Annotated in this window: 23 protein-coding genes and 3 pseudogenes; 16 read left to right on the top strand and 10 right to left on the bottom strand. The window is 63.9% G+C overall.

All coding sequences use genetic code 11. The annotated features are described in order from the left end of the window. Together VKI00_RS26955 and VKI00_RS26960 are read left to right on the top strand one after the other, a co-directional pair. Window positions 1-454 (top strand): annotated as a pseudogene (locus VKI00_RS26955) (mammalian cell entry protein); the annotation flags it as partial. Between the two features lie 4 nt (window positions 455-458). Continuing rightward, window positions 459-1,172: a YoaK family protein gene (locus tag VKI00_RS26960; protein ID WP_324443709.1), complete on the top strand. Its 714-nt coding sequence runs from the start codon at window positions 459-461 to the stop codon at window positions 1,170-1,172. Here the strand turns inward: VKI00_RS26960 and VKI00_RS26965 are convergent. The 5 genes from VKI00_RS26965 to VKI00_RS26985 form a co-directional block, all read right to left on the bottom strand. After that, the gene (locus VKI00_RS26965) at window positions 1,165-2,202 is read right to left on the bottom strand and encodes a phosphodiester glycosidase family protein (protein WP_324443730.1); all 1,038 of its coding nucleotides are present in this window, start codon (window positions 2,200-2,202) and stop codon (window positions 1,165-1,167) included. The genes VKI00_RS26960 and VKI00_RS26965 overlap by 8 nt on opposite strands. A gap of 198 nt (window positions 2,203-2,400) precedes the next feature. Further along, window positions 2,401-3,750, bottom strand: coding sequence for an ABC transporter permease (locus tag VKI00_RS26970; RefSeq protein ID WP_324443710.1), 1,350 nt, complete (start codon window positions 3,748-3,750; stop codon window positions 2,401-2,403). 99 nt (window positions 3,751-3,849) lie between these two features. Beyond that, window positions 3,850-4,842, bottom strand: a complete 993-nt coding sequence (locus VKI00_RS26975; RefSeq protein ID WP_324443711.1) for an ATP-binding cassette domain-containing protein — start codon at window positions 4,840-4,842, stop codon at window positions 3,850-3,852. Between the two features lie 2 nt (window positions 4,843-4,844). Continuing rightward, entirely contained in the window at window positions 4,845-5,894 is a 1,050-nt protein-coding gene (locus VKI00_RS26980) for an ABC transporter permease (protein WP_324443731.1), read from the bottom strand. A gap of 2 nt (window positions 5,895-5,896) precedes the next feature. Further along, complete coding sequence (locus VKI00_RS26985) at window positions 5,897-6,334, bottom strand: hypothetical protein (protein ID WP_324443712.1); 438 nt, start codon at window positions 6,332-6,334, stop codon at window positions 5,897-5,899. 322 nt (window positions 6,335-6,656) lie between these two features. Between VKI00_RS26985 and VKI00_RS26990 the strand changes: the two are divergent. Next, window positions 6,657-6,953, top strand: a pseudogene (locus VKI00_RS26990) (MMPL family transporter); the annotation flags it as partial. Window positions 6,954-7,034: 81 nt separating this feature from the next. Here the strand turns inward: VKI00_RS26990 and VKI00_RS26995 are convergent. Next, on the bottom strand, window positions 7,035-7,898 hold the full coding sequence (locus tag VKI00_RS26995; RefSeq protein WP_324443713.1) for a helix-turn-helix transcriptional regulator: 864 nt from the start codon (window positions 7,896-7,898) through the stop codon (window positions 7,035-7,037). A gap of 169 nt (window positions 7,899-8,067) precedes the next feature. Here VKI00_RS26995 and VKI00_RS27000 point away from each other — a divergent pair, with 169 nt between their 5' ends. The 4 genes from VKI00_RS27000 to VKI00_RS27015 all read left to right on the top strand — a co-directional run bounded on the left by VKI00_RS27000 (window position 8,068) and on the right by VKI00_RS27015 (window position 11,287). After that, entirely contained in the window at window positions 8,068-8,856 is a 789-nt protein-coding gene (locus VKI00_RS27000) for a TIGR02206 family membrane protein (RefSeq protein ID WP_324443714.1), read from the top strand. 123 nt (window positions 8,857-8,979) lie between these two features. Continuing rightward, the gene (locus tag VKI00_RS27005; RefSeq protein ID WP_324443715.1) at window positions 8,980-9,570 is read left to right on the top strand and encodes a non-oxidative hydroxyarylic acid decarboxylases subunit B; all 591 of its coding nucleotides are present in this window, start codon (window positions 8,980-8,982) and stop codon (window positions 9,568-9,570) included. A gap of 23 nt (window positions 9,571-9,593) precedes the next feature. After that, window positions 9,594-11,018 (top strand): non-oxidative hydroxyarylic acid decarboxylases subunit C, encoded by a 1,425-nt coding sequence (locus VKI00_RS27010; protein ID WP_324443716.1) that lies wholly within the window; start codon window positions 9,594-9,596, stop codon window positions 11,016-11,018. Window positions 11,019-11,038: 20 nt separating this feature from the next. Further along, the gene (locus VKI00_RS27015; RefSeq protein ID WP_324443717.1) at window positions 11,039-11,287 is read left to right on the top strand and encodes a non-oxidative hydroxyarylic acid decarboxylases subunit D; all 249 of its coding nucleotides are present in this window, start codon (window positions 11,039-11,041) and stop codon (window positions 11,285-11,287) included. A 188-nt stretch (window positions 11,288-11,475) separates the two neighbouring features. Here VKI00_RS27015 and VKI00_RS27020 read toward each other — a convergent pair whose 3' ends face one another. Both VKI00_RS27020 and VKI00_RS27025 read right to left on the bottom strand, forming a co-directional pair. Next, window positions 11,476-13,005 carry a wax ester/triacylglycerol synthase family O-acyltransferase gene (locus VKI00_RS27020; protein WP_324443718.1) on the bottom strand — a complete coding sequence of 510 codons (1,530 nt, stop codon included), beginning with the start codon at window positions 13,003-13,005 and terminating at the stop codon, window positions 11,476-11,478. Between the two features lie 10 nt (window positions 13,006-13,015). After that, window positions 13,016-13,780 (bottom strand): SDR family NAD(P)-dependent oxidoreductase, encoded by a 765-nt coding sequence (locus VKI00_RS27025; protein ID WP_324443719.1) that lies wholly within the window; start codon window positions 13,778-13,780, stop codon window positions 13,016-13,018. A 317-nt stretch (window positions 13,781-14,097) separates the two neighbouring features. On the opposite strand from VKI00_RS27025, the gene VKI00_RS27030 reads away from it, so the two are divergent. The 9 genes from VKI00_RS27030 to VKI00_RS27070 all read left to right on the top strand — a co-directional run bounded on the left by VKI00_RS27030 (window position 14,098) and on the right by VKI00_RS27070 (window position 23,372). Further along, window positions 14,098-14,670, top strand: coding sequence for a QsdR family transcriptional regulator (locus VKI00_RS27030; RefSeq protein ID WP_324443720.1), 573 nt, complete (start codon window positions 14,098-14,100; stop codon window positions 14,668-14,670). Window positions 14,671-14,958: 288 nt separating this feature from the next. Beyond that, a complete protein-coding gene (locus tag VKI00_RS27035) occupies window positions 14,959-16,179 on the top strand; it encodes an acyl-CoA dehydrogenase family protein (protein ID WP_324443721.1) in 1,221 nt (406 codons plus the stop codon). A gap of 13 nt (window positions 16,180-16,192) precedes the next feature. Next, window positions 16,193-17,434, top strand: a complete 1,242-nt coding sequence (locus tag VKI00_RS27040) for a CaiB/BaiF CoA-transferase family protein (RefSeq protein ID WP_324443722.1) — start codon at window positions 16,193-16,195, stop codon at window positions 17,432-17,434. After that, window positions 17,431-18,213 carry a crotonase/enoyl-CoA hydratase family protein gene (locus VKI00_RS27045; protein WP_324443723.1) on the top strand — a complete coding sequence of 261 codons (783 nt, stop codon included), beginning with the start codon at window positions 17,431-17,433 and terminating at the stop codon, window positions 18,211-18,213. Before VKI00_RS27040 ends, VKI00_RS27045 begins: the two co-directional genes overlap by 4 nt. 29 nt (window positions 18,214-18,242) lie before the next feature. Further along, window positions 18,243-19,202, top strand: a complete 960-nt coding sequence (locus tag VKI00_RS27050; protein ID WP_324443724.1) for a 3-hydroxyacyl-CoA dehydrogenase NAD-binding domain-containing protein — start codon at window positions 18,243-18,245, stop codon at window positions 19,200-19,202. 187 nt (window positions 19,203-19,389) lie between these two features. Continuing rightward, window positions 19,390-20,292 (top strand): 3-hydroxyacyl-CoA dehydrogenase, encoded by a 903-nt coding sequence (locus VKI00_RS27055; RefSeq protein WP_324443725.1) that lies wholly within the window; start codon window positions 19,390-19,392, stop codon window positions 20,290-20,292. Continuing rightward, window positions 20,289-21,680: an NAD(P)/FAD-dependent oxidoreductase gene (locus VKI00_RS27060; RefSeq protein WP_324443726.1), complete on the top strand. Its 1,392-nt coding sequence runs from the start codon at window positions 20,289-20,291 to the stop codon at window positions 21,678-21,680. Before VKI00_RS27055 ends, VKI00_RS27060 begins: the two co-directional genes overlap by 4 nt. 18 nt (window positions 21,681-21,698) lie before the next feature. Next, window positions 21,699-22,586: a 3-hydroxyacyl-CoA dehydrogenase family protein gene (locus VKI00_RS27065; RefSeq protein ID WP_324443727.1), complete on the top strand. Its 888-nt coding sequence runs from the start codon at window positions 21,699-21,701 to the stop codon at window positions 22,584-22,586. 84 nt (window positions 22,587-22,670) lie between these two features. After that, window positions 22,671-23,372 (top strand): hypothetical protein, encoded by a 702-nt coding sequence (locus VKI00_RS27070; protein ID WP_324443728.1) that lies wholly within the window; start codon window positions 22,671-22,673, stop codon window positions 23,370-23,372. On the opposite strand, the gene VKI00_RS27075 is transcribed toward VKI00_RS27070, so the two are convergent. Next, window positions 23,350-24,069 carry a hypothetical protein gene (locus tag VKI00_RS27075; protein ID WP_324443729.1) on the bottom strand — a complete coding sequence of 240 codons (720 nt, stop codon included), beginning with the start codon at window positions 24,067-24,069 and terminating at the stop codon, window positions 23,350-23,352. The genes VKI00_RS27070 and VKI00_RS27075 overlap by 23 nt on opposite strands. A 55-nt stretch (window positions 24,070-24,124) precedes the next feature. Continuing rightward, window positions 24,125-24,571, bottom strand: a pseudogene (locus VKI00_RS27080) (pirin family protein); the annotation flags it as partial.

Genomic DNA, 24,571 nt, shown 5'->3' on the forward strand with positions numbered 1-24,571 from the left:
GGCTTTTGCAGCGGCGATGGTCCAGCCGTATCTGGTTGCTCGCGCCACCGTGAACACCAAGCTGCAGATCGCGCGGACCGCGGCCAACGCCATCACCACGCTGTGGACCTACACACCGGAAAATATGGATACGCTTGCCGACCGGTCGGCGAAGTATCTCAGCGGCGATTTCGAGGCCCAGTACCGCAAATTCCTTGATGCGATCGTCGCGCCCAACAAACAGGCGAAAGTCACCAACAGCACGGTAATCACCGGGGCCGCAGTGGAATCACTGAACGGCACGGATGCCACCGCCATCGTCTACACCAACACCGCGTCCACCACTCCGGCCACCAAAGAGATGCCATCGCTGAAGTACCTGTCCTATCGGCTGGTCTTGAAACGCGACCATGCGCGATGGCTGGTCACCAGGATGACGACCATCACCTCGCTGGAACTCACCCCGCAGACCTAACGACATGGCCGCTGGCGTGATGGCCTCGCCGGTATCGGACCGACTGACGGTCGCCGCGTTGTTGCTGTTGACCTTCGCGACCGGGCTGGTGGATGCGATCAGCGTGCTGGTGCTCGGTCACGTCTTCGTCGCGAACATGACCGGGAACATCATCTTCCTCGGCTTCTGGTTCGTCCCCCGGGCGGGCGTTGATCTGACCGCCGCGATCGTTGCGTTCGTTAGTTTCCTCACCGGCACCGTAATCGGTGGCCGGTTGGCCCGACATCTCGGCGCCCAGACCCGCCGGTGGCTCACCACGTCGCTGGGCGTCGAGGTGGTCGTGTTAGCGGCCTTGTCGATCCTGGCCGGCACGGGCGTGCTGAGCTATGACGCCAACACCAAACTTCTTCTGATCGCCCGGTTGGCAATAACATTCGGCGTGCAGAACGCCACGGCGCGCCAATTCGGCATTCAGGAGCTCAGCACCACCGTGCTGACGTCGACGGTCGTCGGTATCGGTGTCGACAGCAGGCTGGCCGGCGGCACGGGTAAACGCGAAAAGCTGCGCTACAGCGTCATTTTCGCGATGTGCGGAGGTGCCATCGTTGGTGCCACGATGTCGCGGTTCACCGTGGCTCCGGTGATCGCCTTGGCCGCCGCGGTGGTTGCGGTCAGCCTGCTGATCTTCCGGTTCGGGCCCGACAAGCCGGCGACCCGCGTCGGAGCCGAGCCTAGTTGAACGCGAGCCAGCTGGGAAGTGAGCGCTCGTGCGAGTCGCAAAGTACTTGGCGGGTATCGCAATTCCCCTTCGGGACGCCGGCCCCGGCCCACATGCCACCGGTGTCGCGGCGCAGCACGATCGCCGACGACCCGCCGCCATCGAGCAGGACAGCGTTGTCGCTGCCCAAGGCGCGGAACAGGTCCTGGATGTTGTCCGGCGTGTAGCTGCCTCCTTGGAACACATACATCTCGTCTCGGGGTTTCGAATAGGCAAGAGCCGTGCGCGCGGCGCTGGGACCGCCGTCGCGGAGTTGGCCGGTATTGCCTGGGGATAACAGCCCGAGCCCGCTCACCGCGACGAACGACTCGCCGCGGTCGACCAAGCCGGTGACGACCGAGGTGGCGGCGTCGTAGTCATGTCCGTCCCGGCCGCCCCTGGGCCACAGCACCGACGGCGCACCATGGGTCGGGAGGATCATCGTTGCCAATGAACTCCAGTTTTCGCCCCCGCCGGACAAGCCTTGTTTGCCCGCATAGGGAATCGTGCCCGTGACCGCCTGATTGGCGTGGCCCTCGCCGCGAGTGTTGTCGACATAGGCTCCCAGCGGTGAACTACACCCGGTGGACCGCCACGAGCCGGACTTCTGCCCGCGGACGTCGAAGAAGTTGGCGTTGATGGCGATCGTCGGCTGGCCCATCACCTGCCAGGCCTGCACTGGGGCGTAGGTCTCCGAGGCTTGCATCAACCCGTCGCCGGTGCGCGCCCCGGGATTGCGTTCACAACGTGCCTGGTAACCGCTATGGCTGTCCACCAGCAGATGTGGTGAAAGCCGTTGCGAGGCAGCCTTGATGATCATCAGGTGGCCACCGCTACTGTCGTCATACCAGCTACCGCCGGCGTTGAGCATCGGCGCCGGATGCCCACCGCCGAAGTTGTACACCAGGTAGGAACCTTGGGTATTGGCAATGGCATTGGCCAACAGATCGCGGGCCTCGGCGCGTGCGACCGGCTGCCCGGTGCTGGTGGCCAGCGTCAGGGACAGCGTCATCACGGCGCAGCAGGCTGCGGTCCGCCGGAAGGCGGCGGCGAGAGACGGCACGGTTGCCCTTTCGGCGCGAAAGTTGGTACAACCAGCACAACATCAACCGCAGGGATAACGCAGTAAACTTGAATAACAGTCGTGTGACGGTTTAGGCGCGGTCCAATTACGTTCGGCCGCCGGCCATTTGCGCCGAGCGCGACGAGGCTACTCCGGCGCGCTCGTCGCCTCAGTGGAGGCCTCCAGCCCCGGCGGAATCTGGTGATAGCCCCGGCGATCGTAGATGTAGGTGACGACGCCGCCCAGCAGCAGACCGATCACCAGGCCGATGGCGGTCATCATCAGCGCCTGCGACAATCCGGCGTCGGCCTGGCCGTCGAGGTACAGCAGCGCCCGCGCGCCGAGAAAGACTTGGTGCATCGGCTCGAACTTCGCCAGCCACCCGAAGAACTGCGGCGCGGCTTGCAATGGCACGGTGGCACCCGCCGACGGCAACCCCAAGATCACGAACATGAAGAGGCTCACCAGCAGACCGACTGCGCCCAGTATCGCGATCAGCGACGTGGACGTGATGCCAACCGCCGCGATCGCGAATGCCCCGTAAAGCCATAGCGGCAAGCTGTGTTGAATCGGCATACCGAGCTGGGCGGCGATCAGCATGTACACGCCCGACGTCAGCAACGCCAGCACCACGATCAACGCCCACTTGATCAGCAGCGTGCAGAATCGCGATATCTTCACTTGTTCGGCGAACCGATAGACCGGACCGAATTCGGCTGGTACGAAACCGAGCATCGAGTCCACCAGCATGGTGACCACCATGCTTCCAATGAACCCGGCCAACAGCAGCAGTAGCGCATAGTAGAACGCGGACAGGCCATTTCCGGTCCCGTCCGGTAGCACGTTGTGCACGGCGGACTCGACCTGGATGGGATTGGCCAGCATCAACGTCACCGCGGCGGGCATTGGCCCTGGACCCGACTGTTGCGCAACTTCCTGCGAAAGCCGTTCGCCCACCCGTCGGTCGATCAGCGTGACGGCCCGATCCAGCGTCTGGCCGGCAATGCTGGCCCCTAGCGTGCCTGCTCGCGGATTTGTGGAGACGACGATGATCGGGCGCTCGACGCGGCCCGGCCTGACCGCGCTTTTCGCATAGGCCTGCAGTTTGGAGGAAAAGTTCGGGGGGATCACCGCGACGCCGTAAATCTGCGCGGTATCGAGTTGGTGCTTGGCGTCGTCGTGGCCTAGCACGCGGACGTCGTATGCGTCGGTGTCAAAACTGGACAGCATTCCCTTGACGACCTGCGCGCCGGTGGGCCCGGCATCCTCGTTCACCACCGCGATCGGGAAATGCCGCAGGTTGGTCATCGGGTTCAAGATTCCGCCGAGATAGAAGGCGGCCAGCGCCGCCAGCACGGCCAGCGTGATCACGATCGGGACGGTCCAGAACCGCACCGTCCGCGTTGCTTTCGGGTTGGCCAGTCCGGAAAGGCCGGCTTCAGCCGGGAGCGAAGGGGTGGCGTCAGGTGCTGCGTGACGGGCTTGCGATTCAGACATACGGGCTCCTGTTCGTCCGCGCCCACCCTATGACGCCGGTCGCGGTATTGGCGCTCACGCCGCGATATTTGTCAGGCCACGTCACCGGCCCGCGCCTACTTAATCGATGGCCAGCTCGCGCCCCTGGATTAGGCCGGGTCCAGCTGAGGAGCCCAGGCGCTTTCGGAAGGCGGGGACGTTGTAGCCGACTACCGCCGCGTCGGTGCGGGCGCGCACGGTCGCCGACCGGGGCAGGCCGAACAGCGGGCCGATCTCGCCGAAGTAGTCACCGGCTTTGGCGACCCGCAGCACGTCATGGCCACCGCCCTTTCGCGCGCGCAGGATCTCGAGTTCACCTTCGGTGACGATATAGATCAGATCAGCCAGGGTGTTTTGTTCGAACATGACCGTTCCGGCTTGCAGGCGAATGGTTTCGGGTGCGCGGTTGACCAACGCGTTGGCCGGCACCATCTCGATGACACGATCGGCCAGCGGTAGCAGTCGCGAGTCGTGGGTGGCCACCACGACTATGCGCTCGCCGTCGGCCAGGTCGCGGATCAGCTTGAGGATCTCCTCGACTTGGAGGTAGTCCAGATGGGCGGTGGGCTCGTCGGCCAAAATCAGTGGCGGATCCAGTGCGATTGCGCGGGCCACCGCGACCCGTTGTTGTTGACCGCCGCTGAGATCACCTGGGCGATGAGTCACTCGGTCCTGCAAACCGACCCGGGTCAGCAGTTCCTCGGCGCGCTTGCGCGCCGACCGGCGTGAGTGCCCGGCCGCACGGAGCGGCACCATCACGTTCTCCAGCGCTGTGAGGCTGGGCACGAGGTTGAATGCCTGAAACACGATGCCCACCTTGCGGCGTCGGTAATCGGACTTCGCGCGGCGGTTAAGCGCGGTCACGTCCAGGTCGCCGATGGTGATTCGGCCAGAGGTGGGTGTCAGCAGGCCGCCCAGGCAGGACAGCAATGTCGTCTTCCCGCAGCCGCTGGGGCCGAGCAGGATGTTAAGCGAGCCGGCTTCGAGTTCAAGGTTCAAGCCGTCGATGGGGCGGATTGCATTGCCGCCGTTGGCGTATTCGACGACGAGGTTCTGCGCGCTTAGACCGATCATGGTTAGGGACCTCCAAATGCGTGTGCGGGATCGACGGTGGCAGCCTGGCGGACTGCCGTGGCGCTGGCCAGCAGACCCACCCCGACGGCGATTACCGCTAGTAGTGGATAGGCGGCAGCGGGCTCGATGACGTCCATTGGGAATAGGGGTGCGAGCAGGCGCGAAAGTCCCGCCCCGAAGGCGGCCGCAAGGACCGCGACGACGATCGCCTGCAGCACCAGGCCGCCCAGGATCGATCGCGTCGCGACGCCGATCGCCTTGTATACCGCAAAGTCACGCATACGCTCCAACGCGGACAAGTAGACGACGCCGCCAACGATCAAGGCCGCAACGATCCACAGCAGAACCGCCACGATCCTGATTGCCTGGACCGCAATCTTGGTGGGTCGCATCAGGTCGTCGACCGCAACTGTGCGGTCGGCAATTCGGTAGCCGTCGGGGACCTGCGAGAGTGTGCCGCGGATCCCGATCGATGAGATAAGCGGCTGCCCGCCGTATTCCAGTTGTTGTGCGCCCTCGGTCGTCACGAAGAGGTTGGGTGTCTTTGCCAACGCGGTGGAATTGTTCACGATGCCGACGATCAGCATCTTGCGCGAACCGACCTCGAGCTTTTCGCCAATCCTGCGACCGATCGTGCTCGACACCGCCAGCTCGTCGGGGCTCGACGGCGCCCTGCCTAGGGACATGGTCGGCATACCCGGACCGCCCGCAGGGGCGCTGAACATGGCCGCTGGGTGCGTCGAGTCGCCGCTTTTGAATGTCGCCCCCTTGTACGCGAGTGGCGCCGCGGCCACAACGCCCGGTGCGCCGGCGACCTTTTTCAGTTCTGCCTCCGGGAAGGGCGCGGAGCCCAGGAATGGGCCGTTCGCACCGGATTTGATCAGGAACATGTCGACGCCGAGGGCGTCGACCGTGCGCTCGTCCTCCACCCGGAATCCGTTTGCGAGACCGGTGAGAACGAGTGTCATCGCGAACACCAGGGCCGTGACCACTATCGCGATCGCGAAGCGCCACCTGCGCCACTGCATGTCCCGCAACGCCGTAAATAACATGATCACAACCAGCCTTTCGCCATCGGTCGCGAACGTCGTAAACCATAGGGAGCCAGGGCTTTAGCACTGCCGACAAAAATCGTCATCAGGGTGTTGCGGGCGTGCTCGATTCGCCGTGTCCGCCAGGAACCAGATCGAGCCACAAAATTTTTGTTGCGCTTATCGGCGACAACAGACAGTGTCATGAGCGCGCCCACCGTGATGCCAACCGCTGCGGCCGCTGGGATCAGCTGAACCCAGAGCGACGTTTGATGGGCAAGACGCGATGTGCCCTGTGCAGTAATGCGTACCAAAAACACCAGGGCGTCAGTGATGTTCAACTGCGCATGCTTGAGTGCCTTCGCCGCGACCAGCCCACCGAAACCGAAACCGATGGCCACGAACCGATGTTGCTGCCCGGTCCCGTCGGGTGGCGCAGGTGACGTCACGCTGACAGTCATGGCGTCCTCCCTCTTCGATGGTTTGCCGAAGGCCGCTTAGCCGGCCATGTGTCCACCATCGGCGCACTGCGGACCCGGTGGATATGCCGCATTGATCCCCGGTACTGGCAGGGACAGGATCGGGCTCACTTGCTTAACAATTTGCCGATTTCACCAAGCCATCAACGGAGGCGATGTACGCTGCTGCCAGCAAACGCCAAGAAATGTTGCGGAGCTTAGCCTCGGGCCGGGCGAGCTAGCTTCCACCAGATCAAAGGTGGGCTTTTGTGAACGCCAAGCTCAAGCGGCGAAACACCGGCCGACTATTCAGCAACGTTACTGAGAGGAACTTGGCGCCGCCATCAAGACTGGGCTGATCCGGGCGATGGCCGGCTCGGGAAACGTGGTAATCACGGCGGCCTTTGTCCTTGCGGGCACAATGCTTGCGCTCCTTTCCAGCGATGTCATAAATATTGGCCAGGCAGGCTCAACGATCTGTCTCGGATTGATTTTCGACATGCTGATCGTCCGCCTATTCCTGGTGATGCCGCTCGCCCGGCTGCTCGGCCCGTGGTTTTGGTGGCCTCAGAGGGTTCAAAGCCGCCCCAGGCCGGCATTGACCAGCACGGACGCAATGTAGCGGCAACAGCTAGGACCGGAGTTCCTCTAGCGCTCTGGCGGAGTCGCTGCCGGGCTCGCCGTGGCTTTCAGCGCCACGAGCTTATTCCCTGCCAGTGCCGCGGATCGCTTCGGCATCTGCGCTGGAAGAAGCGCTGGTTTCGGCCGCCAGGGATCGCAGCTTGTCGAGCGCCCGGGCGGAGTCACTACCGGGGTCGGCGCGATACATCACCACGTGGTCCCCACCGGGATACGGAGCGTTGAGCCGGTGCCGGTAAAGGTAAAGCTCGCCGACTAGCGGATGACGCATGTGGTGGACTCCCAAGCGGTAGCCAACCTCCGCACGGGACCACAGCTCGCGGAAACGTGCGCTCACTGAGGACAATTCAGCAACGAACTCCCGCATGCGAGCATCGTTGGGACAAGGACCGCTGAGTTCCCGTAATCCACTCACCGCCGTCTCGGTCGCCTCGTCCCAATTTACGTAGAGCTCGCGGGCGGCGGGATCGAGCAGGCGCCAGCGCAGGAAGTTTTGTCCTGGTGCGAACCCCGGTGACAGGGCGCGGGCAAGCGGATTTGCCGCCAAGACGTCTTGGTACCTGTTGGACAGAATGGCCGGCACCAAGAACTCATCGATCACCTCGGCTAATGCGTAAGCGCTTGCTTCCAGCTCCGGGGTACTCCCCCCGGGCGCGGTAACCAGGGCGTGCAGATACTCCCTGGCTCTGGTGTCTAGCCGCAGAGCCCGCGCGAGGGCGTCGACCACCTGAGGCGACGGGTTCTTGTCTCGGCCTACCTCTAGTCGCAGGTAGTACTCGGCGCTGATGCCCGCCAGCAATGCCAGCTCTTCGCGGCGCAAACCTGCGACACGTCGGCGCGCGCCAGGAACCAGCCCGACATCCTCGGGATGCACCTGCTGCCGTCGCGCACGTAGAAAGTCACCCAGCGCGTTGGCCTGCGTGGCCATCGTTCGAGCTTAATAGTGTCCCTGCCGGTACAGGGGATAAACGCGGTATCCCGATCTGACCGTCAATGCGGCGATGGTCGACGCAAGGCGTGGTCCAGTGGCGAGTTAGTTCGCCAGCCAGCCTCGCGAAGGCAACAGCCTTCACTGATCAACGAACAGAGAGCATGCCATGACCATCACACTGTCGTCGGCCGATTTGGCGCCGATCTCTGCGACGCGGCAGTTCGCCGCCTACGGCCTATCACATTTGACGGTGCTGGTGGTCTTCGCGATCGGGTCCGCCGCGCTGGTATGGATCGGACGCCGGCAGACCGAATCTCAGGCCCGGCTCTTCGGCCGCGTGCTGGCGGCTCTGACTATAGCGATATTCAGCGTGGCTCTGGTGTACAAACTGGTCCAGCCAGCCATCGACCATTCGGTGCCGCTGCAACTGTGCGATCTCGCCGAACTCACGGCGGCCTACGCGTTGTGGACGCGGCGGAAGTGGGCTTTCACCCTCACCTATTACTGGGGTCTGCCCCTAAGTTCACAGGCGTTGATCACGCCGGATCTCAACGCGCCAGACTTCCCGAGCCACAGTTTCCTCACGTTCTTTGGGCTACACCTGCTCGTTGTCTGGGCGGCCATCTATTTGACCCGGGGGAGCAGGATGCAGCCGGGCTGGCGTAGCTACCGGTTCGCAGTCATCACAACCCTGGCATGGGGGGCGTTCACCTTGAGCTTCAACACATTCGCGGGATCCGACTACGGTTTTCTCAACAGGAAACCCGCCAACGCCTCAATGCTGGACTTCTTGGGACCGTGGCCGTTCTACGTCTTGGCAGAGGTCGCTATTGTTGGCGCGGTTTGGGCGCTCATGACCTGGCCCTGGGAGCTGAAACGACGGAGACGGCTGAGCATGTCGATCGTCGGTGACGAGCCGGCGGAGCTGCACCGCTTTGTAACGGCAAACCCCTAGCCCGACTGACGATCCCGGCTAAACCCAAATCCGTCAATGACGTCCCAGAAGGGTTGCGTCGGCGAGGAAACCAGCTTTCACCTGATGGCTCGAAGGACAACACTACGACTGGAAGTGACCATCATGAGACTGATTGTGGGGATGACCGGAGCGACTGGCGCGCAGCTGGGGATCAGGTTGTTGGAGCACCTTGCGAAGATGCCCGACGTCGACACGCACCTGGTGTTAAGCCGGTGGGCGCGCACCACCATCGAACTGGAGACCGGGATGTCGGTGGCTGAGGTGGGCAAGCTCGCGGACGTCGTTCACGGCCCCGAGGACCAAGGTGCGACGATCTCATCGGGCTCATTTCGCACCGACGGAATGGTGATCGTCCCGTGCTCGATGAAGACGCTGGCCGGCATCCGCGTCGGGTATGCCGAAGGGCTGGTGGGTCGGGCGGCTGACGTCGTGCTCAAAGAGGGCCGCAAGCTCGTCCTGGTCCCGCGTGAGACTCCGCTGAGCGAGATCCACCTGGAGAACATGCTCGAATTGGCGCGCAAAGGCGTGCAGATCGTGCCGCCGATGCCCGCGTTCTACAACCACCCGAAATCGGTGGACGAACTCGTCGACCACCTGGTGGTACGGATCCTCGACCAATTCGACCTGCCTGCGCCCGATGCCAAACGCTGGGGCGGCATGCGCGGCGCGCGCGAAATCCACACTGTTGCTTGATTTCACACGTAAGGACATATCCGATGGCCTACGACGACCTGCGCCAGTTCCTGAAAGCACTCGACGAGCAGGGACAGCTTGTGCGAATCACCGAAGAGGTGATGCCCGAACCGGATATCGCCGCCGCCGCCAACGCCGCGCCACGGCTGGGCGATAACGCCCCGGCGCTGTACTTCGACAACGTCAAGGGATTCACCGATGCGCGGATTGCGATGAACGTGCACGGATCCTGGGCCAACCACGCCCTTGCGCTCGGATTGCCCAAAGACACCGGCGTCAAGGCCCAGGTCGACGAGTTCGTTGCCCGCTGGGCGAAGTTCCCGGTGCAGCCCGTGTGGCGGGACGACCCGCCGTGGGCGCACAACACCCAGACCGGCGACGACGTCAACATCTTCGAGGTGCTTCCGCTGATCCGGCTCAACGATGGCGACGGCGGGTTCTACATCGACAAAGCGGCGGTGGTGTCCAAGGACCCCGAGGATCCGGAGAACTCCGGCAAGCAGAACGTCGGCATCTACCGCATCGAAGTCAAAGGCAAGCGGAAACTTGCGCTGCAGCCGGTACCGATGCACGACATCGCCCAGCACCTACGCAAGGCCGAACAGGTCGGCGACGACTTGCCGATCGCCATCACGCTCGGCAACGACCCGGTGATCTCCATCGTCGCCTCCACACCGATGGAGTACGACCAAAACGAATACGAACTGGCCGGCGCGCTGCGCGGCGAACCAGCCCCGATTGCGAAATCACCACTGCACGGCCTGCCGGTGCCCTGGGGTTCGGAGGTCGTCATCGAAGGGGTCATCGAGGGACGCAAGCGTGAGATCGAAGGTCCCTTCGGCGAATTCACCGGCTACTCCTCCGGCGGACGCAACATGACCGTGATCCGCATCGACCGCATCTCCTACCGCGACAACCCCATATTTGAGCACCTCTACCTGGGGATGCCGTGGACCGAGATCGACTATCTGATGGCCGCCAACACCTGCGTGGCGCTGTATGAACAGCTCAAGAAGGACTTCCCGGAGGTACAGGCGGTCAACGCCATGTACACCCACGGCCTGGTCGTGATCGTGTCCACCAAGAAACGCTACGGCGGCTTCGCCAAGGCGGTTGGAATGCGGGTGCTCACCACACCGCACGGGCTCGGATACGCGGCCACGGTGATCGTCGTCGACGAGGAGGTCGACCCGTTCAACTTGCCGCAGGTGATGTGGGCGCTGTCGACGAAGATGAACCCGGCCGGCGACCTGATCCAGGTACCCAACATGCCGATTCTTGCGCTGGCACCGCAAGCCGATACCCCCGGCATCGTCGACAAGCTCATCATCGACGCCACCACTCCCGTCGAGCCCGACCATCGGGGCAATTACGGCAATCAAGTCCACGACCTTCCCGAGATGGGGCAGTGGCTTACCAAACTCCAACAGCTCGCCGCCGACCGCTAACCCAATTCGAAAGGAACGCTATGCCTACCAACGTGGTCTGCCCGCGCTGCGCATTCGACACGATTGAGCAGCTCTACACCTCTCCGGTCCCCGGCGTGTGGGATGTATTGCAATGCCAGCAATGCCTATACTGTTGGCGCACAAGCGAACCCGCGCGGCGGGCCGACCCCGCCGCCTACCCCGACAGCTTCAAGCTGACCCTCGACGACATCGTCAATGCACCCGACGTGCCTGCCATTCCGCCGCTGCTCGCAAACAGGCGGCCGTGACTGTGGCGTTAGGCCACGCAACAAAGATCTGGGCAGCACCTGCTGATCTATCACGCCGAGCCGGACAGTCAGTCCGCGCGGGCACTGGAGGAATTGCCATCCTCATCGGTGCGCGAGCACGATGGTCTCAGTCGCGCCTGGCCAGGCCTCCAGACCCTCGCGACACCTCTTTGCCGGACAACTGCTGTTCAGCAGATGTCGTCGGTCTCGGCGCGCACGACACGCCCGCGTCGTGGGTGAGGCGGTTGCGGGGGTTGCACCCATTCCGCTCCGCTGGCTTCGAACAGCCGGCCGATCTCGTCGATGTGCATGTCGGCGAGGTCCCACACGTCGGGCACCAGGTCGCGGTCGACGATGAAGCCGAAGTCGAGTCGGTCGAGGTAACTCACCACCGTGATGTTGAGTCCCTGTCCGTCGGTGACGATCGACACCGGGAACTGATGGCACAGCTGCGCGCCCGCGAAGTACACCGGCTCGCGCGGCCCGGGCACGTTGGAGATCACCAGGTTGAACGGCATAGCCATCCGGTCGGCTAACCTCAGCCGCGACGCGAGTCGCACGGCCGAGGTTGCCAGCACCGGCGCGGAGAACTGGGTGAGGTCGACGAGCTCGTCGGCCGGCACCATGTCGAGGGTGCGCTTCGCGTTGCGCATCGCTGCGCTGCATCGGGCGACACGGTCCAGCGGGTCGGCGCAGTCGGTGGGCAACTCTGCGACCAAGCCCGAGACACGGTTGGTCCACGGGTCTTCCTCCTCGCCGGTACGGATGGACACCGGCACCATGGCCCGCAGCGGACGATCGGGCAGCGCGTCATGAGACAGCAGGTATTGGCGAAGCCCGCCGGCGCAGATCGCCATCACGATGTCATTCACCGTGCCTCCGGTGGCGTTCTTGAGCGCCTTGACATTCTCCAAAGACGTTGTCCGCATGGCGAATCGGCGGTGGCCCGTGATCGACCTGTTCCACGGAGTCGGCGGCGCCTGCGTGGTCGGTAAAGCGATGCGCGGCCCGTCGGCGCGGCCGAGGCGGGCAATAGCCTTGACCGCCGCCCCGGCCTGGCTCGCCGCACTGCTGACGCTGTTGACACCTGCGGTGTCAGCAACCTTGCGAACCAGCCGCGCTTGAACCCGCAATGCTTTGACGGGATTTAGGGCCAGCCGGGTTGCCGTGCGTCGCAACAGATCTACGGTGCCCGGCAGAGACTCGGCGTCCCACGGGGGACTCTCGCCCGGCGGTGGGGCGTCGGCGTCGGGATCGGTCAGGATCTTCAGCATGAGCTGCCCGGCGGCGCCGTCGATGGTGGCGTGGTGGTACTTGGTGAGCAGCGCCCAGCGCCCGCTGTGCAGGCCGTCGATGACGTAGACCTCCCATAGTGGACGCGTCCGATCCATGGGGCGACCGACAATACGGGAGACCTGGTCGGCCAGCTGGTCGACCATGCCCGGCCTGGCCAGATGGATCTCCCTGATATGGAAGTCGAGATCCAAGTTGGGGTCGGCCACCCAGTACGGATGGTCGAGCCCGAATGGCACCTCGACGAGGCGGCGGCGCAGCGGTTCCAACACGCCCACCAAAGAGGCGTACTTGGCATAGACGGCCGCGAATGGGTCGTAGTCCGCACTGGGCCGCTCGAAGATCATCAGCCCCGTGACATGTCCGAAGGTTGTCGGCGTCTCCATGTACAGAAACGTCGCGTCTATTCCGCTGAGTTGCTTCACGAACGGCTCCCTAGTTGGTCAGCATCCCGCCTTCGACGGGCAGCGTGATTCCGGTGATGTAGCTGCTGGCGTCGCTGGCGAGGAATAGCAGTGCGGCGCTGAGTTCTTCGGGCTCACCCAGGCGCCGGCACAGTGTGCGGGGCACGATCGTCGAGTCGAAGTACTCGGGCTCAAACTGGTCGGTCATCTCGGATGCGAAGTAGCCCGGGGCGATTGCGTTTACGCGAATGCCCCGGCGCCCCGTCCATTGCTGGGCGAGATCTCGGGTCAGCCCGATCAACCCCGCCTTGGAGGACGCGTAGGCGGCCTGCGGCAGACCTGCGGTGGTCAAGCCCAGCACGCTGCTGACATTAATGATCGAGCTGCCCGCCTGCATCACGCGGCCACATTCCTGCGCCATCCAGTAGCAGCCGTTGAGATTGAGGTCGATGACCGACCGGAACTGCTCGGGCGTCTCGCGAGTGGCCGGCACCGCCGTTCCGACCCCGGCGTTGTTCACCAGAATGTCCACCCGCCCGAATTCGTCCATCGCGGCGCGCACCAGAGCGTGGCAGTCGCCGGGGTCGGTCACATCCGTACGCACCGCGACGGCCCTTCGGCCTGCGGCCTCGACCAGCGCACGGGTGTCCTCCAAGCGGTCGATGCGCCGGGCGCCGAGCACCACGTTGGCGCCCGCCTCAGCCAGAGCCTGCGCGAACGCGACTCCGAGCCCACTGGACGCGCCGGTGACGACGGCGACGCGGTCGTCGATACGAAAACGATCAAGCACGGGCATAGCAACACTCCTTTACTCAGGTTCGATCGGGGTCTACGCCCGTTCCACAACAGTATGCAACGTATCGCCAGAATGTTGCATAAATGCGACTAATAAGAGATTGATCTCACACTGAGCTGGCCGTATCGGCGATACTACGGAATGGGACCCGAATCGTGAATAGCTGTAATCCGGTTTGAACTAGGCTAATTGAATGGGTCATGCGCGTCATTGCTAGCACCGCATCCCAGCGTTCGAACGCGTGGCTTCACGCAACGTTTGGTAGTCTGCTGCATAGCCCGAGGAGGTGCACGATCGCCGAAACACCGCTAGCCCGCATGTTGGCGGAGGAGCGCAAGCCTGACGCGTTGGACGCGTTTCGGGTTGCCCGGCGGTGGTTCATGGCCGGGCGCCGCATCGAGATGCAGGAACTGGCTGCCGAGCTGGGCGTGAACCGCGCGACCCTGTTTCGCTGGGTCGGCGGCCGCGACGAACTGCTCGGGGAGATTCTGTGGTCACTGGCGGAGCCCGCCCTCGCCGCGGCCGTCGAGGCCTCCGACGGCCACGGCGCACAGCGCATCACCGGCGCGATCGGTCGCTTCGCGGCCATGGTCGACCAAGCCGACTACCTTCGGGAGTTTTTGCGGCGAGAGCCGGAACGTGCGCTGAGAATTCTCACCACCGGGGCCGGCACGGTTCAGGCGCGTCTCGTGGGCGCCATCGAGGCCATGCTGAATGACGAGGTCGCACAGGGCAACCTACGGTCACCACTTCCGCTGCGTGACTTGGCCTACCTCATCGTCCGGATCGTCGAATCTTTCCTGTACGCCGAGTTCATCACCGGCGAGGAACCCGAGATCGCGATGGCCGAGTTAGCGGTCGCGGCACTCCTCGGACGCCAGGATGTCTGATTCCGGCTGACCCGGAAAGTAGCCACACCGTCGCAGCCCAGCTGCACCTATCGCTGCACAAGGTTAAGACTCACGTGCACAACGCATTTGCGAAAGCCGTTGCGAGTACGCGCCCACCACGCCGCCACCGCTGAGCCTGTCCCTGCCAGTACCGGGGATAAACGCGGTATCCCGAACTCATCTGCAGTGCGCCGATGGTGGATACATGGCCCGGCAGACAGACCGACCGGCGAATCAGCCACCGGCCCCAAGGGTGAGAACTCACCAACCACTGAAAGAGAGAACACCATGACCGTCGAAGTGAAGTTGCCGACGCCGCGCCAGCCCTATCTGGAAAGTGGGCTGCTGCCGGCCGATTTCTACTCCTACGAGGAGCTGCTGTCGGATTCGGAGCGGGAGAAGGTCCACCGTATCCGCGAATTCTTTCGCACCGAGGCTGCGCCGATCGTCGAGGACTACTGGGCGCGCGCCGAGTTCCCGCACGAGCTCGTCAAGGGGTTCGCGAAGTTGGGCCTGCTGGATTGGGCCGATCCCGATTCGTCGGAGCCCGCGCCGAGCAACCTCATGACGGGTATCACCTCGATGGAGATGGCGCATGCCGATCCGTCGCTCTCCGTGTTCTTCGGAGTGCATTCGGGGCTGGCGATGGGCACCGTCATCACCTGCGGGTCCGAGGAACAGAAGCGCCGCTGGCTGCCGGCCATGAGCCGCTTCGAGAAGATCGGCGCGTTCGCGATGACCGAGCCGCACGGCGGTTCGGACGTGGCAGGCGGCATGGAGACCACGGCCCGCCGTGACGGTGACGAGTGGGTGCTCAACGGCGCGAAGCGCTGGATCGGTAACGCCACGTTCGCCGACCTGGTGGTGGTGTGGGCCCGCGACGTCGAGACCAACAAGGTGCTGGGCTTCGTGGTCGAGAAGGGCACTCCCGGGTTCACCGCGACGAAGATCGAGAACAAGTTCGCGCTACGGATCGTGCAGAACGCCGACATCGTGCTGGACGAATGCCGGATTCCGGAAGCCAACCGGTTGCAGAACGCGAACTCGTTCAGGGACGCCGCCGAAATCCTGCGCCGGACCCGTAGCGGTGTGGCGTGGCAGGCGGTGGGAGTCCAGTTCGCCGCCTACGAGCTCGCACTGCAGTACGCCAAGGAACGCACACAGTTCGGTCGCCCGATCGGCAAGTTCCAGATGGTTCAGGACCTGCTGGTGAAGATGCTCGGCAACGCCACGGCATGCGCCGGGATGATGGTGCGCCTGTCCCAGCTGCAGCACGAGGGCGTGTACCGCGACGAGCAGTCCGCGCTGGCGAAGGCCTACTGCACATCGCGGATGCGCGAGACCGTCCACTGGGCCCGGGAATTGTTTGGCGGCAACGGCATTGTGCTGGATTACAACATCGGCCGGTTTGTTGCCGACTCCGAGGCCCTCTACTCCTATGAGGGCACCCGCGAGATGCAGACGCTGATCGTCGGCAAGTCCGTCACCGGCCTGAGCGCATTCGTGTAAGGAGACGACAACCATGACAACGCAACCAACGCAATCCGTGTTCACCGGCCTGAAAGTCGTTGAGATAGCGAGCTTTATCGCCGCACCCGCCGCAGCAACCATGCTGTCGGACTTCGGGGCCGACGTCATCAAGGTCGAGGCGCCGGGGATGGGTGACCCGCAGCGGCTGCTCAGCTCGGTCCCGCCGAGCCCGGCGGCGCCCGGAAACTACAGCTGGCACTTGGCCAACCGCAACAAACGCGGCATGGCGATCGACCTCAAGTCGGAGGGCGGGACGGAGATCCTCAAGCGTCTGGTCGAGTGGGCCGACGTGGTGATCACCAACTTCCCGCATGGCACCCGCGAGGGCCTGCACCTGGGCTACGAGGAGGTGTCGACGTGGAACCCGCGGGTCATCTACGCCGACATCACCGGGTTCGGGGACGCCGGACCGGATGCGCGGCTGCCAGGGTTCGACTTGACAGCCTTCTGGTCGCGCAGCGGGTTGCTGGCCTCGACCCGGGATGCGGGGGCGGCGCCGACATCCCCAGTTTGGGGTAGCGGTGATTACACGACCGCCACCGCGATTTACGCGGCGATCACGACCGCTTTGTATCACCGCGAACGCACCGGGCGGGGCGCCAATGTCGGCACATCGCTGCTGGCGACCGGAGTGTGGGCGACCGGAACCCTGGTGTCGGCGGCGCTGGCCGGCGGCAAGCCGTACGAGTTGAACGACCGCACCGCACCGGTCAACGCGATGACCAATCCGTACCAAAGCGGAGACGGCCGTTGGTTCATGCTGGCCGCCAGGCGATCGGCATGGCCGGCGTTGGCCAACGCGATCGGACGGTCCGACCTGCTTGCCGATCCACGCTTCAGCGACGCGGACGCGATCAGCCAGCACGCCGCGGAGTTGGCCAAACTGCTCGACGCGGAATTCAGCGCGCAACCGCTGGCGCACTGGAAAGAGGTTCTGGATGAAGCCCGCATCCCCTACGGCGTCATCCAGACCGCGGAGGAGGCGGCGGCCGATCCGCAACTGCGCGCCGCCGACATCGTCGTGCCGATCGAAGGCGCCAGGGACCTGGAGTACACCGTCAACAACCCGATCACTCTGCGCGGGCTGGCCCGAGTTCCTTCCCGGCGCGCACCCGAGCATGGCGAGCACAACACCGAGATCCTCACGCAGCTGGGATTCAGCACGGATGAGATCGATCAACTCCGGGAACAGAAAGTGATTCCCGTTGCAGCAGAACAGGAGACAACGAAATGACCACCACAGAAGTAGCCACCGAGCTGGTGCTCACCGAGCACCGCGACGGCGTCCTTACCATCACCATCAACCGGCCGGCACAACGCAACGCCATCAGCCGCGACGTCGCCGTTCAACTGGCCGCCGCGCTGGATCTGCTGGACTCCGATCCGTCGCTGTCGGTGGGCGTGCTCACCGGAGCCGGTGGGACGTTCAGCGCGGGCATGGACCTGAAGGCATTCGCGGGCGGGCAGACCCCGATCCTTCCCGGTCGTGGATTCGGCGGACTCACCCGAGCGGAGGTGAACAAGCCGCTGATCGCGGCCGTCGAGGGATGGGCACTCGGCGGTGGCTTCGAGATGGCCTTGGCCTGCGACCTGATCGTCGCGGCCCAGGACGCCAAATTCGGCCTCCCGGAAGTGAAACGGGGACTCATCGCCGGCGAGGGCGGCGTCATCCGCCTTCCGCAGCGCATCCCCTACCACGTCGCCGTCAAGGTGCTGCTCACCGGCGAGCCGCTTTCGGCCGTCGATGCCAAGCAGTACGGGCTCGTCAGTGAGCTGACCGAATCCGGGGCCGCACTGACTGTGGCCCAAGGGCTGGCGAAGCGCATCGCCGTCAACGCGCCGCTCGCGTTGGCGCGAGTCAAGCAGGTCCTGCGCGAAACCCAGGGCCTCAATGACGCCGAGGCGTTCAAGCGACAGGACAAGGACGCTCACGGCCTGCTCGACAGCGAGGACGCGCACGAAGGTGCGCTGGCGTTCGCCGAAAAACGTGCACCCGTCTGGCGCGGGCGCTGACAACCAATAGAAATAGAGGAGCAACGATCATGAATTCACAAAAGCCAGTGCGCCGCATCGCAATCGTCGGTACCGGCACCATCGGCGCGAGTTGGGCGACGCATTACCTCGCCCGCGGCTTCGACGTCACGGCCACCGACCCCGCGCCGGGCGCCGAGGCGGCGCTGCGGTCCTACGTCGAGGGTTCCTGGGAGGGGGTGAAGACGCTGGGACTCGCGCCCGGCGCCTCCCAGGACCGCCTGAAGTTCACCTCCGACATGGCAGCGGCCCTTGCGGACGCCGACTTCGTTCAGGAAAACGCGCCGGAGCGCCCGGAACTGAAGGTCAAGCTGTTCGCCGAGATCGACGACGCCACACCCCCCGAGGCAATCATCGCCTCGAGCTCGTCGGGCATCACGATGAGCGTGATGCAGGCCGAGTGCCGGCGTCCGGAGCGGACCGTCATCGGTCACCCCTTCAATCCGCCGCACGTGATTCCGCTTGTAGAGGTGGTCGGTGGGACGAAGACCGCCCCGGAGACGATCCACGACGCGATGGTGTTCTACGCCTTGATCGGCAAGAAGCCCATTCATTTGAAGAAGGAGCTGCCCGGCCACGTCGCCAACCGTCTGCAGTCGGCGCTGTACCGGGAAGTGGTTTACCTGATCAGCCAGGGGGTGCTCGACGTAACCGACGCTGACGACGCGGTGTCGTGGGGTCCCGGATTGCGTTGGGGTGTAATGGGTCCCAACCTGCTGTGGCACCTCGGCGGCGGCCAGGGCGGCATCCAGCACTTCATGGACACCTTGATGCCGCGCATGGCCGCCGGATGGCCAGGACTGGGCAATCCGGAATTAACGCCCGAGCTTGAGCAACAGATCGTCCAGGGCGTCCTCGAAGAGGCGGACGGCCGGTCGATCGAGGAGCTTGCTGCCGAGCGCGACGAGATGCTGTTCGGGCTGATGGCAGTGCGAGCCGAGCACGGGTCATCCTTCGGGTTAACTAGCTGAAAGTGTTGTGTTCTAAGGATATAACGATGCTGAACCTACTGTATGGCGTGCTGGCGATGGTGCCAACGACGTTCGGTCTTGCCGGCTACGCGCTGGTGTCACGCCACTGAGTCAGCAACCCAGCTAAACCGACGGCGTGCCAAACATGTTGACGCGCTTCTACATCAGATTGAAAGGACTCATAACGATGACGCAAACGACCGGAAAGCTGTTCGTGCTCGAAGCCAGCGGTGGCGGACGGCTGTTCTCCCTCAATCCCGACGGCTCTGACAAGACGGTCATCGTGACCGGATGCGCCGTCCCCGATGGCGTGGCAGTCGATGTTGAAGCCGGACACATCTACTGGACCAACATGGGGGTGCCGCCGGCTAACGATGGCTCGATCGAGCGTGTGGATCTTGACGGATCCAACCGCACCACGGTCGTTCCCAGCGGGGGCACCTACACGCCCAAGCAGCTTCACCTCGATGCCGTCGGCCGCAAGCTGTACTGGGGTGACCGCGAGGGAATGCGGGTGATGCGCTGCGACCTTGACGGGTCGAACATCGAGACGCTTGTCCAGACCGGGCAGGACGATGAGGACCGCCGCGATGAGACGAGATGGTGCGTGGGCGTGGCTGTCGACCATGTCGGCGGGCATCTGTATTGGACGCAGAAGGGTCCCAGTGATGCCGGACTCGGCAAGATCCTGCGAGCCGGGATCGATGTTCCCGCTGGGGAATCCGCAGCAAGCCGCAGCGACATCGAGGTGGTGTTCAAAGACCTGCCCGAGCCGATTGACCTCGAAATCGAACACGCTACACGGACGTTGTACTGGACCGACCGTGGCGACCCGCCACACGGCAACACCGTCAATCGGGCGGTACTGGACACCCTCGGCGGCACCGAACCCGAGATCGTGGTGACCCACTTGATGGAGGGCATCGGCATCGCCTTGGATCCAGCTCACGATCGGATGTTCGTCACCGACCTCGGCGGCAACGTGTGGGTTGCGGCCCTGGATGGATCCGGTCAGCGACCCATCCGCGCCCTGCAAGGCAACCTCACCGGTATCGCCTACGCCGAATTACCCAGCGGGAGGCCAACATGAGCGTCGTAGCCACCACCGCTAAGGGCACTGCCCAGCGGCATCGTGTCGTCGTCATCGGTTCAGGCTTCGGTGGGCTGGCCGCGACCAAAGCACTCAAGGGTGCGCCGGTCGACGTGACGATGATCGCTCGGACCCAGCACCACCTGTTCCAGCCGCTGCTCTACCAAGTCGCGACAGGAATACTGTCCGAGGGCGAGATCGCCCCTGCCACCAGGAAGGTTCTTCGCAACCAGCGCAATGCAGACGTGCTGCTCGGCGATGTTGTGGAGATCAATCTGGCCGGACGCTACGTGGTCGCTGATCTGCTCGGTCAGCGTTACCGTACCGATTACGACAGCCTGATCGTCGCGGCCGGGGCCGACCAATCCTATTTCGGTAACGACCATTTCGCGGAGTTCGCGCCTGGCATGAAAACCATCGACGATGCGCTGGAAGTGCGCGGGCGTATCCTCGGCGCGTTCGAGCTGGCGGACCGGTCCAGCGATCCGGCCCTCCGCGAGAAGCTGCTGACGTTCACCGTTATCGGCGGGGGTCCTACCGGAGTGGAGCTGGCAGGGCAGATTGCCGAGCTGGCGTCCCAAACCATGAAAGGTGCGTTCCGCCATATCGACTCGACCCAGGCGCGGGTGATCCTGCTCGATGCGGGTTCTGCGGTGTTACAGCCCATGGGCGCAAACCTGGGCAATAAGGCTCAGGCGCGGCTGCAGAAGATGGGTGTCGAGATACAGCTCGGAGCTAGGGTCGTCGACGTCGACCGTGACGGATTGACGGTCAAGGACCGCGACGGCACCACCCGTCGCATCGAATCCGCCTGCAAGGTGTGGTCGGCCGGGGTGTCCGCCAGCCCGTTGGGCCAGCAGATCGCCCAACAGGCCGGCGCCGAAGTCGACCGGTCGGGCCGCGTGGTTGTGTTACCTGATCTGACCGTTGCCGGCCATCCGAACGTCTTCGTCATCGGTGACATGGCCTCGGTGCCAGGCGTTCCCGGCATGGCCCAAGGCGCCATCCAGGGCGCAAGGTACGCGGCGCGCGCCATCAGGGCCGAACTCGACGCCGTCAGCCCGGCCGTACGCGAACCGTTCCACCGTGCCGCGCGCGAACCATTCCACTATTTCGACAAGGGCTCCATGGCCACCGTTTCGCGGTTCTCAGCGGTCGCCAAGGTCGGCCGACTGGAAATCGGCGGCTTCGTGGCCTGGGTGGCATGGCTGCTTCTGCACCTGGCTTATCTCGTCGGGTTCAAAAGCAAGATCTCCACGATCATTTCGTGGACAGCGACCTTCCTGACGACGGACCGGGGCCAACTCACCATCACCGGTCGCCAGGCGCTCCCACCGAGTGCCGCCACCCCGCCCACACCATCCAAATCAGCGGCCGACGCCGCGTAACACAACAAGGAGCCACCAATGAGTTTCACCATACCCACCGACTACGCCAGTCGCCCGGTCGCCGTCATCGGCGGCGGCACACTCGGACGGCGTATCGCGCTCATCTTCGCCGCACACGGCGCACAGGTGATGATCTACGATCTCGCCGAAGCCCAACGGGACGCCGCGATCGACTATGTGACGCAGGAGCTTCCGGTACTCGCCGACCAACTCCCGGGCGTGAGCCCCGGCCAGGTCCGCGCCGAGGCCGACCTCGCCGAGGCCGTCGGCAACGCGTGGCTGGTCATCGAGGCGATTCCCGAACGGCTCGAGCTGAAGAAGCAGATGTTCGGACAACTCGACGAGCTGTCGGCCGCCGACGCGATTTTGGCCAGCAACTCGTCTTCCTATGCCAGCCGGATGTTCCTGGACAAGGTGCACCATCCGGAGCGCGTGTTGAACATTCACTTCTACATGCCGCCGAAACAGAACGCCGTCGATATCATGTCCTGCGGACAGACCGATCGCGACGTCATCTACTTCGTGAAGGCGACGCTACCGCAGTTCGGGCTCTACCCATTCGAAGCACGCAAGGAGAGTACAGGTTTCATCTTCAACCGGGTATGGGCAGCGGTGAAGCGAGAAAGTCTCGAGGTCGTCGCCGAAGGCGTTTCCACACCACAGGACGTCGACCAGATGTTCCAACTCAACACCGGCTCCGCCGGACCCTTCCGGATGATGGATCAGGTCGGCCTGGACGTCGTGCTGGACATCGAAGAGCACTATTGCACCGAACACCCCGAGTACCCGGAAGGACCACGGCGGCTATTGCGCACTTACATTCAGCAAGGCCGGCTGGGAGTCAAATCCGGCGCCGGGTTCTACGACGACTACCCACGCCCGACGCGGCCGGGAATCGGTTCCTGACAACGGGGGAGCTTCAACGACCGACGACGCTCTGACGTTCGTTGCGACGCATTAGCGCGCAAGGCAAATCGGAAGGTGGAAGCAATGGTGCTGTGGCTTCAGGAAATTCAAGCGATCGGAGCGGTGGCAACCACTATCGGCGTGCTCACCGCGCTGTACATCGCGGTTATTCGTGATCCCCGGAAAGCCTCCCAAGAACACCGACACCATTTAGAACGGATGGACGCGCTGCACCGGGTGCACATGGACCGTATCGAGGCCCAGGCTCGAAAAGTCGTGCCTTCCCGCGGTCGAATACCGATGTTCGGCGATGTGTGGTGGACGGTCAGAATAGACAACGCAAGCAACACGATGACCACCATTCTTGCGGTCGACGTTACAGCGCTAGACGCCAACGGTTTTGAAGTGCTTGGCGGCTGCAGGCCAGCCAATCGAAACGTTCCGTTCGACCAGGCCTTCGACCGGGCCGTCCGTGTAGTGCAGTTCGAATCGCTGCGAGACGGATCCGGTCAGCCAAGCGATCGTCATCAGCCCGGCAGCGACCTGGTGCCGGTGCTCAAGCAAGCGGTCCGAGACACCCTGGCAGGTCACCTTGTCAAACGGTGGCCTCGCATGCTGTCTCCGAATCAGTATGCGGTGATGGCCTACACGACAACCGACCCGAGTTATGAGCTGCGCATCACGATCGACTACGAAGACGAAGATGGCTATCAGTGGCGGCGCACCGATACCAGCCAACCAACACGCACGGATCGAGAACTCCTCATGTCAGATGAACGTCGCTGATGTCGATTGACACCATGAGCTCGTCGGGCATGAGCCGACCATCGGCGTCGCAGCGGTACGCGCGGCGCTTGGACGGCAGCAGGATTCCGTCGGCCTCCACCATGTCGTAGACGTATTGGATCGCGGCGAATCCGCCGGCGACGTCTACGCGGTAGTCGTGGCGGCGCAGCAGAAAGTCACTGCCGAAGTAGAACTCCTGCAGGTGGCTGTGGCTGGCGTACCGGTCCGGAAATTGCGCTTGTAGTCCATACCAGCGCTCGCCGTGATCCTCGACAGGATCGATCTCGTTGACCGTGAATTCGGGCAACGTCATCAGGAACGGGGTGGTCAGATAGGTCCACAGCGCGTAGCCATTGAAGTAGGCGCGCTGCAAGGGATCCCACGGTGTTGTCAATTCGTGCCCGGCGAATGAGTCCCGCGGGTTGACTCGTTCACTTACCACGCGGCCATCTAGCTTTTCGATCGCGATCCGTTGCGGTGTGAAGTCGGATTTCTGGTCTGCCGCGCCAAACGGCTGCACCGATGCCCATTCGTGTTGCAGCGCAACGGTCATCCGTCGTGGTGTGGGATCTTGCGGTTGGCCCTTGATCTCCCACAACTTGCCGCCGCTGATGATTGTTGCCTCGATGGTGCTGAATTCGCGCCACCTGTCCAGCCCACCGTGGGCTGCGAGGACAGCATCGAGGAGGCCAGACATCGTCCGATCATAGGCCGCGGGTGTGTGTTCGAGGGGCAGCTTGAGCGTGGCTGCGTTAGCCGCCCAGCGCCGCGTGCATCTCCCAGACCAGAATCTCCGAGCGCTCGTGGGCAGTGACCCGGACGCCGTCCGAGGCGGTGAACCGCACCGCGTCACCCTCGGCCAGTTCGGCCTCGTCGTCCAAGGCCGCCATGTTCAGCCGGCCGCGCGCGAGGAACAAATGTAGGTAGGGCGCCGCGGGTAACTCGAGGCCGTCGCCGCTTCGCAGCCGAGCGCCGTGCAATGCCGCCGAGCGGTTGTGGATGGTGATGGCCGCGTCGTGCCCGGGCATGCCCGAGGCGATCGTCGCCAGGCGGCCGTCGAGCAGCTCGTCGCCGATCTCATGCTGTTGGTAGCTCGGCGGGATGCCCGACACGTCGGGCTGCACCCACATCTGTACGAAGCGCACCGGAGCGGTGGTCGAATCGTTCATCTCGGAGTGCAAGATGCCGGTGCCCGCCGA

Origin of the sequence: Mycobacterium sp. (assembly GCF_035314665.1) — a bacterium.
In the GTDB taxonomy this organism is placed as follows: Bacteria; Actinomycetota; Actinomycetes; order Mycobacteriales; family Mycobacteriaceae; genus Mycobacterium.